Origin of the sequence: Nonomuraea angiospora, assembly GCF_014873145.1 — a bacterium.
Lineage (GTDB): Bacteria > Actinomycetota > Actinomycetes > Streptosporangiales > Streptosporangiaceae > Nonomuraea > Nonomuraea angiospora.
Window position 1 is genome coordinate 10,794,159 of record NZ_JADBEK010000001.1, and the last position, 11,097, is coordinate 10,805,255.

Below are 11,097 nucleotides of genomic sequence, written 5' to 3' on the forward strand. Positions count from 1 at the left end.
CTGATCATCGGGCGGGCCTTCCGTCATCGCGCCCACGCCGCGGTGAACTCGTAGCGGCCGGACGCGACCCGGCACGCCAGTGCCCCGCCGACGGCCTCACCGGTCACAGGCGTGCCGGACTCGCGGACCGACGCCGGATCGGTGGTCGGCACGTGCACCGTGGCCTCGGCCCCCGGCGGGATGCGGACCTCCAGCCGGAGCGTGTCCCCCTCCACCTCCCACTGGCTGCCCAGCCGCCCCAGCGGCGTGTCGTACGAGGCCGCGGCCCACCGGAGCCGCCCGCCGGGCAGCGGCCGGATGAGCGGGCGGCGGAACCCGACGGACCCCTCCTCCTGCCCGATCCCCGCGACCCCGCCGTACAGCCACGCCCCGACGGAGCCCAGCGCGTAGTGGTTGAAGGAGTTCATGGCGACGGGCCCGAAACCGCCCTCCTCCGTCCACCCGTCCCACCGCTCCCAGATCGTGGTCGCGCCCCGCTTGATCGAGTAGCCCCACGACGGGTAGCGGTCGTCGTGCAGCAGGGAGTAGGCCAGGTCGTGGTGGCCGTGCGCGGACAGGACGGGGCCGAGCAGCCCCACCCCGGCGAAGCCGGTGGTCAGGCGTCGCCCACGATCTTCCAGGTCGGCGACCAGGTGCCCGACGGCCGCGGGGACGAGGGGCTCGGGGATGAGGCCGTGCGCGAGGGCCAGCAGGTAGCCCGTCTGCGTGTCGCCCGTGACGCGGCCGTCCGCCGAGACGAACGCCCGGACGAAGGCGTCCCCGATCCTCGAACGCAGCCCGGCGTAGTGGGCGGAAGCGGCCACGTCGCCCACCACGGCGGCGGCCTTCGAGGTCAGCTCCGCGCTCAGCGCGAAGTACGCGGTGGCCATCACCTCGCGCGAGGTCCGCACGCCCGCCTGCAACCAGTCGCCGTAGTGGCTGCCGGTCCGGTTGCGCCAGATCAGGTCGGGGTTGTGGCGTTCGACGTGGTCCACCCAGCGCCGCATGCTGGGCAGGCTGTCGCGCAGCACCCGCTCGTCCCCGTACACCCGGTACAGGTGCCACGGGACGACGGTGGCGGCGTCGCCCCAGCCGGGCGTGCCGTGCCGCTCGGTCATGACGTGCGGGACCACGTCCGGCACCGCGCCCTCGGCGGTCTGCGCGCACCGCAGATCCGCCAGCCAGTCGGTGAAGAACGCGGCCACGTCGGCGTTGTAGCAGGCGGTCGGCAGGAAGACCTGCGCGTCGGCGGTCCAGCCGAGGCGTTCGTCGCGCTGCGGGCAGTCGGTCGGCACGGAGACGAAGTTGCCGCGCTGGCTCCACCGGATGTTGCTCATCAGCCGCCGCACCATGTCGTCCGAGCACGAGAACTCGCCCGCGACCGGCGTGTCGGAGTGCATCACCCGCCCCACGACCTCGACGTCCGTGTGCCCGCTGACCTCGACGTAGCGGAAGCCGTGCACGGTGAAGCGCGGCTCGAACGTCTCCACCGGCGCCCCGGCCGCCACATAGTGGTCGGTGGCCTCGGCCGAGCGCAGGTTGGCGGTGTAGAGGCCGCCGTCGTCGTCCAGCGCCTCGCCGTGGCGCAGCGTGATCCGGGCGCCCGCCGGGGCGCCGCGGACCACCAGGCGGACCCGGCCGGCGATGTTCTGGCCCAGGTCGACGATGGTACGGCCGTCGCCCGGCCGGACGTCCACCGGCACGAGGTCCTGGGTGACGCGGACGGGTTCGGCGGCGGACGGGACGAGGACGTCGTGCGCGGTGTCCACGACTCCGGCGGGGGCCCAGGAGCTGTCGTCGAAACCGGGCAGGTCCCAGCCGGGCTGTTCGAGGCGCGCGTCGTACCACTCGCCCATGAGCAGGTCGGCGTGGCGCAGCGGCCCGGTGCTCTCCCGCCAGCGCCCGTCGGTGCCGACGACCGTACGAGAGCCGTTCTCGTGCTCGGCGACGAGCTGGACCAGCAGTTGCGGGCGCCGGCCGTACCGCTGCGCCTGCTGCCGCATGTCCCAGCCGAGGCTGCCGGACCACCAGCCGTCCGCCAGGATCGCCGCCACGCAGAGGGGGCCGTCGCCGGCCAGGTCAGTGACGTCGTAGACCTGGTACGGCACCCGCTGCCGGTAGTCGGTCCAGCCCGGCGTCAGCTCGCCGTCGCCGACCCGGTGGCCGTTGACGCGCAGCTCGTACAGCCCCCGGGCGGTGCACGCGATCCGCACGGCGGTCACCGGGGGCAGGTCGAGCACGCGCCGGAAGTAGCGGGGCGCGGGCAGGCCCGCGGTCCGGGCCGAACGCGGCTCGCCCTCGTCGGTGGGCGGCTCGAACGGCGGCTCGGTCTCGGGATCGTGGCCGATCCACGCCGCCACCCACTCGTCCTGGTGCATCACCCCGGTCTCGAACCACGACTCCGCCGCCCCGCCGGGCCGCGTCTCGACCCTCCAGGTGTAACGGGTGAACGACGCCAGCGGCGCGCCCCCGTAGTCGGCGCTGACGTCCTGGCCCTCGACCCAGCCGCTGTCCCAGACCAGGGCGCCGCGCGAGTGGACCCGGATCCGGTAGGCGTCCTGCGCGTCGCCGCGCCGGTCCGAGGCCAGCCGCCAGCTCAGCCGGGGCACCGGCGTGCCGATGCCGAGCGGGGTGCCGCGGTGCTCGCAGCGCAGGTCGTACGGCCGCAGCGCGTCGCCGGCGGGCACCTCGGGGAGAGACGGGTTCACCATGCCCACTCCCTCGCCGGCCGGGCCAGCGCGTAGTCGCGCCGGGGCGCGGTCGGATGGATCTTGCGTCCGCTGTACATCGGCCGGGCCGTCCCCTCCGGGCTGATGCCGATCACGTCGTCCCCGCGCCAGCGCACGCGGTACTCCCGCCCCGCCGCCACCTCGGTGCTCGCCGTCTCGGGCACGGGGAACGTGACCGTGACGCGCTCCCCTCGCCGTGGCGCGGGGATCGACAGGTAGCCGTCCGGCGCCCACGCCCCGGCCAGGGTCCCGTCGAAGTCCCCGCTCTCGCGGACGACGCGCACCTTGGCGTACCCGGCCCAGTCGGGCACCCGCATCCGCAGCTCGGGCAGGTCCTCGTGGACGTCCAGGTCGACGCGGCCCTCGTGGGGGAGGTGGCTGAGCACGGTGACCTGCCGGGTGGCCCGGGTGAGGAGCAGGTTGACCCGGACGGCGCGGGGGTCGGCGGTGACGATCGAGTTCCAGCCCCAGAACAGGCCGCGCAGCCCCGAGCCGACGCAGCACGCCTGCACGTCGGCCGTGTGCCCGCGGCCCAGCTCCACGTCGCAGACGAAGTCGTTGGGCGCGCCGTACCCGGCGAACGCGCCGCGTACCCGCTCGCCCACCCGCACGTGGGTGACCCAGCCCGGCTCGTCCCCCGACGCGTCGGGCGCGGACTCCACCCAGCTCAGGTCCAGGAGCTGCGACTCCACGAGGTGGTTGCGCAGGAACCGCTCCACCACGCCCCAGTACGCGGTGTGCCCCGATCCGGCCAGCGTGGTCCCGGTGCCGATCAGGTCCACCAGGGAGCAGCTCTCGTGCTCGTAGCGCTGGTCGGCCAGGTCGCCGGGCGTCCAGCCGAACGCGGTGGCCTGCCCGAGGGCCCAGTCGTAGGCGCGGCGGACGTACGCGGTCAGCTCGTGGTCGCCGACGTGGCGGGCGTAGCGGGCGAGCCCTTCGAGCGTGCCGAGGCGGGTGTGGAAGTGGGCGCTGCGGTACGCGCGGGCGGAGTTGAAGGAGCCGTCCTCGTTGAAGACCCCGCTCTTGCGCACGATCAGCCGGGCGAACCATCCGCACAGCTCCAGCGCGTCCTCGTTGCCCGTCGCCTGGTGGTAGCGCAGCAGCGGCATGATGAGCCGGCCGCTGAACGAGGCCGGGTCGGGGGCGAGGTGGAGCGCGATCGCGTTCGGCGACGGCCAGCCGCCGGGGGTGTACTCGGAGGCGGGGTAGAACCACACGTCCCGCTCCTTGATCGCGATCCGCTTGAGCGCGGCCACGTGCCGGTCGGCCAGCCTCCTGGCCTCGGGGTCGCCGTCGGAGACGTACCAGGTGGTGAGCGAGAGGAGGACCGCCCGCTGGTCGATGAGGTTGGCGTTCGGGGGCCAGCCCACCTCGGGGCGCGCCAGGCGGTAGCTCAGCCCGTCGTCGCCGAAGAAGCCGATCAGCCGCCGCCTGAACCCCTCCTCCACCTCCCGCCAGGTGTCCTTGCCGGTCATGTGGCGGGCGAGCACGCAGGCGTCCAGGAGCCGTCCGTGGCTGGAGCCGTAGTCCCAGTCGCCGTGCCGCAGCGCCGCGGGGCGGGCCAGGAGGTCGGCGCTGAAGTACGGGATGCCGTCCAGGTCCTGGTCGGGCAGTCCGGCCACCGCGTTCATCGCCAGCTCGGCCCGTTCTTCCAGCAGCACCGTGTCGGGGATTTCGGGCATGGGCGTCCCTTCGCATAAATATTCAAACATGCATAGACGTCCCAACAAGCGTGCGTCGTCCCTCCCGCCCCGTCAAGGTGCACCCCCGTACTTCGGCCGAGGTCCTTTGGGGGGAGGGTGGCCGAGGGTGCGCGCCACTCCGCCCCAGGGCGCGCTCGGCGGTGCCGCACCCCGCTCCAAGCGGCGACGCACGACGGGCGGTCGGTGGCGGGCGCCGCCGCCCCGATTCCGGCGGGTGGCCGGTGGGTGTCCTTTTGTCTCCTCTCCCCGAAGGACGGCAACCCCGGTCGGCGGGTCCCGGACGCACAAAGGTCTGGGCATAAATATTCGACCCTTGTTGGATATTTGAGCCTAAGGCAGGATGAGCAGTATGAGCGATGATCGGATGTCTTCGGTCGTACGGCCCGGCCCCGACGCGGCGGTGACCCTGCGCCCCCCGGCGGGCGCGCGGGTCGAGGGCGGGTTCTGGGGGGCGCGGCAGCGGGTCAACCGCGAGGTCACGATCCCGCTGGGCGGCGAGCGGGTGCGCGAGTCCGGCGCGTTCGACAACCTCAGGCTGGCGGGCCCGCATCGTGGCAAGGTGTTCGCCGACTCCGACGTCTACAAGTGGCTGGAGGCGCTCGCCTGGGAGCGCGGCCGGGCGGACGACGACGACCTCGCGCGGCCGTACAAGGAGGCGTCCGAGCTGGTCGCGGCCGCCCAGTGCGACGACGGCTACCTGCACACCCACACCCAGCTCACCGGCACCCAGCGCTACTCCGACCTGGCCTCCAGCCATGAGCTCTACTGCGCCGGCCACCTCATGCAGGCGGCGGTGGCGGGCAGCCGGGCGGTCGGCGACCGTACGCTGCTGGGGGTCGCCACCAGGCTCGCCGACCACCTGGCGGCTGCGCTGGCCCCGGACGCGCTCGACGGCCACCCCGAGGTCGAGATGGGCCTGGCCGAGCTGCACCGCGAGACCGGCACGCGCGCGTACCTGGACCTCGCCGCGCGCCAGGTCGGCACCCGCGGCCACGCGCTCATCCCGCTCAAGGGCCACCACGGGCCCGGCTACCGGCAGGACCGGGTGCCGGTGCGCGCGGCCGGCACGGTCGAGGGGCACGCCGTACGCGCGATGTACCTGGCCGCCGGGGCGGCCGACGTCGCCGTGGAGACCTCCGACCTCGAACTGCTCGCCGCCCTGGAACGGCAGTGGCACGACATGGTGGCGACCAAGACGTACCTGACCGGCGGCCTCGGCTCGAACTGGTACGGCGAGGCGTTCGGCGGCCACCACGAGCTGGCCCCGGACACCGCCTACTGCGAGACCTGCGCGGCCATCGGCAGCGTCCAGTGGTCGTGGCGGATGCTGCTGGCGACCGGCGCGCCCGGGTTCGCGGACCTGATCGAGCGCACGCTCTACAACGCCGTCCTGCCCGGCGTCTCGCTCGGCGGCGACCGCTTCTTCTACGTCAACGCGCTGCGCGTGCGCGCCGGCGCGGACCCCGACGACCTGCGCTCGCCGGCGCGCGGCCGCCAGGACTGGTACGGCACCGCCTGCTGCCCGCCCAACGTGATGCGCCTGCTCTCCTCCCTCGACCACTACCTCGCCACCCGGGACGGCGACGGCGTCCAGCTCCACCTGTACGCGCCCGGCACCGTGCGTGCGGGCTCCGTGGTGCTGGAGGTGACGACCGGCTACCCGTGGAGCGGCCGGATCGAGATCACCGTCAGGGAGACCCCCGACCGGCCGTGGACGCTCTCGGCCCGCATCCCCGCCTGGGCCGACGCCGCCGGCGTGGACGACCGGCCGGCCGAGCCCGGCACCTACCACCGCGTCCGCAGGACCTGGCGGCCCGGCGACCGGATCGTGCTCGACCTCGGGATCCGGCCCAGGCTGACGGTGGCCGTGCCCCGGCTGGACGTGGCCCGCGGCCAGGTGGCCGTCGAACGCGGCCCGCTGGTCTACTGCCTGGAGCAGGCCGACCACCCCGGCGTCATCGTGGACGACCTGTGCGTGGCGGGCGCGGACCTCCGCGACGGGACCGCCGTCACCGGCCTGCCCGACGAGGTGGTGCCGGTCATCGCGCGCGGCCGGGCCCACACGCACCGGGAGGAGGACGGCGGCTTCCCCTACCGCACCGCCGCCGCCCCCCGCGAACCGGAGCACGCGGGCCCGGTCGACCTCACGTTCGTGCCGTACTACGCGTGGGCCAACCGGGGGGCGGGCCCGATGACGGTCTGGGCGCCGATGCACGGCTGACCTCCGAGCTCCGGGCGCGCGCGGCTTGACCACGGCCGTCGCCGCGCGCGCCCGGCCGTACCCTCTGCTATTCCTGGGACGCGGCCACGGTGACGCCGGTGACCGACAGGCCCTCGACGTCCTGTGCCACGTCGGCCCGCAGCACCCCGGTGAACGAGCTGTCCCTGATCGTGATCTCCCGCAGCGGCTGCTCGGGATAGCCCCGCAGCAGGTACGCGCTGCGCGTCCGGTCGCTGCGCAGCCCCGCGACGTTGATGTTGCGGATGAGCGGCGCCTCGTCGCCGGTGTGGCCGTCGCCGTGGTAGAGATCGATCGAGACCGCCTCCTTGGTCAGCCCGCTGATCTCGATGTCCTTGACGAAGACGTTCTCCACGAAGCCGCCCCGCACCGAGTTCGTCTTGATGTAGAGCCCGAAGTACAGGCCGGGCCCGCCCCAGCGGCAGCGGCGGACGAACACGTTGCGGATCCCGCCGGTCGTGTCCGTGCCGATCGCGACCGAGCCGTACCGGTAACGCATGTCGCAGTCCTCGATCAGCACGTCCTCGCACGGCACCCCGACCCGCCGCCCGTCCGGGCCGCGACCCGCCTTGATCGCGATGCAGTCGTCGCCCACGTCGAACACGCACCCCGAGATCACCACCGAACGGCACGACTCGGGGTCGCAGCCGTCGTTGTTGGGGCCGCGCGAGTGGATCGCCACGTTCCTGACCAGGACGTTCTCGCACCGTACGGGGTGGATCTCCCACATGGGGGAGCGCACGACGCGCACGCCCTCGACCAGCACATTGCGGCACAGGTACGGCTGGATCAGGTTGGGCCGCAGGTAGTGGCCCGCGCCGAACACGCGCTCCTCGACGGGCACGTTCTGCGCGGCCATCCGCTGCAGCGCGGCCCAGTCGTCGGCCTCGTGCGGCGTGCCCGGCCGCCAGCCGAACTCCGGCGTGCCCACCCACGGCCACCAGTGCTCGGGCCCGGCCCCGCCGTCGAGCGTGCCGGAGCCGGTGATCGCGATGTTCTCCTGGCCGTAGGCGTAGATGAAGGGGGAGTAGTTGTAGCACTCGATGGCCGAGAACCGGGTGTAGACGGCGGGGAGGTAGTCGGCGGGGTCGGTGCTGAACAGGATCGTCGCGCCCGCCTCCACGTGCAGGTCCACGTTGCTGAGCAGGTGGATCGCGCCGGTGGGGTAGGTGCCCGGCGGCACCCGCACGTGGCCGCCGCCCGCCCGGTGGCACGCCTCGATCGCGGCGTGGAACGCCCCCGTCCACGTGCTCCCCGAGCCGCCGAACTCCGTGAGGTCGAACCACCGGTCGGGGAACTCCGGCGGTCGCACCCGCTCGCGCAGCTCGTCGGCGTACCGCCACGCCTCTTCCTCGTTCATGTCGCCTTCCTCATGCGCAGCGCGTGATAGAGGGGCAGCGATATGACCCAGGACGGGTTCCACGTGTTCGCCTCGCCCTTGCGCTGCCAGTTCGTCTGGAAGAAGCCCTCGCCCTGCTCGCCGGGCGTCTCGAAGCCCCAGTCGCCGGGCTCGCGGCAGATGCCCTGGCCCATGGCGCGCAGGATCGTCTCGGCCCTGGCCGCGTACCGGGGCCTGCCGGTCATCAGGCCGAACTCCATCAGCTCGGAGGTCGGGAAGAACACGTCGAGGTGGTGGTTCTGCACGCTGACCGACGGCCAGCCGCGCGCCCTGAACCCGCGCCGCTCGAATGTGCTGCCCGCGTCGAACTCCGGCGACCACACGTAGACGAACGTCAGCAGCCAGTCCGCCGCCACCTCCGCCCACCGCGCATACAGGTCCCGGCCGGTGAGCCGGTAGAGCTCGAAGGCGGCCAGGAAGTAGTACATCCCGGCCTCCTTGTCCTCGCCGGAGGCGTCCAGCGTGGCGTGCGCGAACGGCCGCTCGAACGTGGCCGCGTGCAGCCGGTGGTAGCGGCCCAGCACCTCCTCGGCCCGCCGCAGCCACCCCCGCTCGCCGCTCAGCCGGTACGCGCCCAGCATGGCCTGGACGCAGGCGATGCCGGCCGCGCTGACCATGGCCGAGAACGGCCGCCCGTCCGGCGTCCAGCCGATCGGGACGATGCCCTCCTGGAGCCTGGTCCGCCAGAAGAAGGCGGCGGCCTCCTCCACGGCCTCCTCCCACGCGGGCGGGACCGGCAGCCCCGCCTCCCTGAAGCGCAGCGCGATCCCGGCCAGGTCGGCGATCGTCTCGCCGTGGGCACGGCTGGAGACGAAGTCCGCGCCGTCCTTGCGGAACGTCTCCCACCGGCCGTCGTCGAGCAGGTACCGGCCGTGCCGCAGTCCCGGGGTCGGCGTCCGGCTGCCCTCGACGTAGAAGTCCGCCGCCCGGCGGGTCCGCTCGGGGCGGCCGAGCAGGGCGTCGCACAGCGCGAGCTTGAGGCACTGGCCGGTCCAGCCGTACAGGTACGACCGGGGCCGGCCGTGGCGGGTGCCCTCGTAGGCGAGGTAGCCGTCGCCGGTCCAGCGCGCGTCCATGGCGTTGGCCTTGAGCCGGACGATGTCCTCCCGGCCGAGCGGGCGGACGCCGTCGTCCTCCCGGCCGAGCGGGCGGATGCCGCCGTCGTCCTCCTGGTAGAGCCGCGTTGTGACCAGTTTCCTGAAGCCGTGGCCGCGCGGCTCGACCGGGCCCCAGTCGAGGGTGTGCCTGGTGGTGATCGTCTCGCCCGGGGCCAGGGTCCGGTAACCGATCGGGTCGTCCGCGACCTCCGCCTTGCTGACGTAGCAGACGTCGGGCCGGCCGTCGAACATGATCACGCCGGTCATGGCCGCCACCGTCAGCCCCGGTTGCCTGATGACGCCCAGGGAGTCATAGGTGACCTTGCCGTCCTCGTCGCGGCGGGGCGCGGGATGGGCGAAGAGGCTGACGTACCGGCCGGACCAGGCGGCGTTGACGGCGGGGACGGGCAGGCGGTCCTGCTCGCACACGAACCCGCCGCCCGGCTCGACGCGGGGGACCCTGCGGTGGGGGTCGGAGGAGGGGTTGCCGTTGTAGAGGACGCCGGGCATGGTGACGTTCGCGTCGGTGGTGGGGAGGGGGAGCAGGAGGCCCGCCGCCACGTCGGTCACCTCGTGCTCGGAGTCGTTGCGCCAGGTGGCGGTGAGGGTGAGCAGGCCGTCGGGGGTGAAGGCCAGCTCCAGCCGGGCCCCGAGCGGCCCCGTCCGCGCCGTCACCACAAGGGCCTCGCCCTGGGGCGCGAGGTGGACGGAGCCCGGGTGCTCGATCCGCCAGGGGCGGCCGGTGGAGACGGTGAGCAGGCCGCGCAGCGGCGCCCGCAGGTGCGGGCCGTCCGCGTCGCGGTGGCGAAGCCGCGCCGCGTCGCGGTGGCGAAGCCGCGCCTCAGGGCCGTCCGCGTCGCGGTGGCGCAGCCACACCTCGGGGCCGTCCTCGCCGGGCATCACCTCCACGACCTTCCCGCCGGGCTCGGTGATGGCGGCGACGACGCCGGGTGCGGACGCCGTCATGGGCGCCGCCTGAGGCGGACGGCCTGCGCCCCGGTGCCCGGCAGCGGGACCCTCAGCGTCCCGCCCTCCTGGATCCCCAGCGAGCCGACCGTCATCGCCCACGTGTCGATCACCTCGACCTCGTACCGTCCGGCCGGCACCTCGTACTCCCGCTCCGGGAACCGGTGCTCCCCGCAGTACTCCAGGTAGAACTCCCCGGGCACCTCCAGCATCGGCGCGTCCCGATCCCGGTAACGCGCCTGCGCGGGCGTCTCGGCGATCACCTCCCGCAACAGCCCCAGCCGCGCCACCGCCGCGCCCACCAGCGTGCCGCCGGCCTCCGACCAGGTCAGGCCCTCGTCGTCGAGGTACGACTCCCCGTGCGTGACGTACCGGCGCCGCACCGACCCGTCCCACGCCTGGGCGACGACCTCCTCGGGGGTCAGGCTGCGCCATGGATCGTCCGAGTCCCCCTCGTACCCGCACCTGTCCATGAGCACCGGCTTGTGGTGGTCGCGCGTCTGCACCCAGGCGTCGCGCGGGCTGCGCGCGGCCACGCTCCCGTGCGTGAACGCGCGCCGCCACAGCAGCGGCGACCCCGCCTCGACGGTGATCGACAGCGGGTGGTGCAGGGGGTCCTCCTCGGCGACCAGGTCCGCGAGACGTACCCAGTCATGTTCGGAAATTTCGGGGAAAAGGGTGGGGTCGTCCGCCAGCGACCACCACACGTTCGCGTGCCCGGCCAGCCTCGGCACCACCTCCGCCACCAGGCGGGCCGCCGCGTCCACGTCCCCGATGCCGTCGGAGGGGTGCAGCAGGACCAGCTCGGCCGTCACGCCGATCGCGGCCAGCTCCGCCACCCGCTCCTCCAGCGAGTCCAGCGAGCACCGCGTCGCGAACGCCGCCATCCGCACCCGGTCGAACGGCGACGACTCCAGCGCGGCCAGCGTCCGCGCCCGACGCTTGTCACCGTGCAGGTGCCAGCCGAGCGCGGTGGTCGCCATCG

The 11,097-nt window shown here is 73.8% G+C and carries 6 protein-coding genes; 1 reads left to right on the forward strand and 5 read right to left on the reverse strand.

The features are described 5' to 3' along the window. Positions 1 to 23 precede the first annotated feature (23 nt). Both H4W80_RS49700 and H4W80_RS49705 read right to left on the reverse strand, forming a co-directional pair. On the reverse strand, positions 24 to 2,690 hold the full coding sequence (locus tag H4W80_RS49700; protein WP_192791453.1) for a family 78 glycoside hydrolase catalytic domain: 2,667 nt from the start codon (positions 2,688 to 2,690) through the stop codon (positions 24 to 26). Then, positions 2,684 to 4,390, reverse strand: coding sequence for a glycoside hydrolase family protein (locus H4W80_RS49705; RefSeq protein ID WP_192791454.1), 1,707 nt, complete (start codon positions 4,388 to 4,390; stop codon positions 2,684 to 2,686). Before H4W80_RS49705 ends, H4W80_RS49700 begins: the two co-directional genes overlap by 7 nt. A gap of 370 nt (positions 4,391 to 4,760) precedes the next feature. On the opposite strand from H4W80_RS49705, the gene H4W80_RS49710 reads away from it, so the two are divergent. Further along, entirely contained in the window at positions 4,761 to 6,632 is a 1,872-nt protein-coding gene (locus H4W80_RS49710; protein WP_225964099.1) for a glycoside hydrolase family 127 protein, read from the forward strand. A 67-nt stretch (positions 6,633 to 6,699) separates the two neighbouring features. On the opposite strand, the gene H4W80_RS49715 is transcribed toward H4W80_RS49710, so the two are convergent. The 3 genes from H4W80_RS49715 to H4W80_RS49725 are packed head-to-tail and all read right to left on the reverse strand — an operon-like array spanning position 6,700 to position 11,095. After that, positions 6,700 to 8,010: a glycoside hydrolase family 28 protein gene (locus tag H4W80_RS49715; RefSeq protein WP_192791456.1), complete on the reverse strand. Its 1,311-nt coding sequence runs from the start codon at positions 8,008 to 8,010 to the stop codon at positions 6,700 to 6,702. Further along, positions 8,007 to 10,112, reverse strand: a complete 2,106-nt coding sequence (locus tag H4W80_RS49720) for a hypothetical protein (RefSeq protein ID WP_225964100.1) — start codon at positions 10,110 to 10,112, stop codon at positions 8,007 to 8,009. The genes H4W80_RS49715 and H4W80_RS49720 overlap by 4 nt, the downstream gene beginning before the upstream one ends. Beyond that, the gene (locus H4W80_RS49725; RefSeq protein ID WP_192791457.1) at positions 10,109 to 11,095 is read right to left on the reverse strand and encodes a DUF5605 domain-containing protein; all 987 of its coding nucleotides are present in this window, start codon (positions 11,093 to 11,095) and stop codon (positions 10,109 to 10,111) included. Before H4W80_RS49725 ends, H4W80_RS49720 begins: the two co-directional genes overlap by 4 nt. Positions 11,096 to 11,097: the final 2 nt, after the last annotated feature.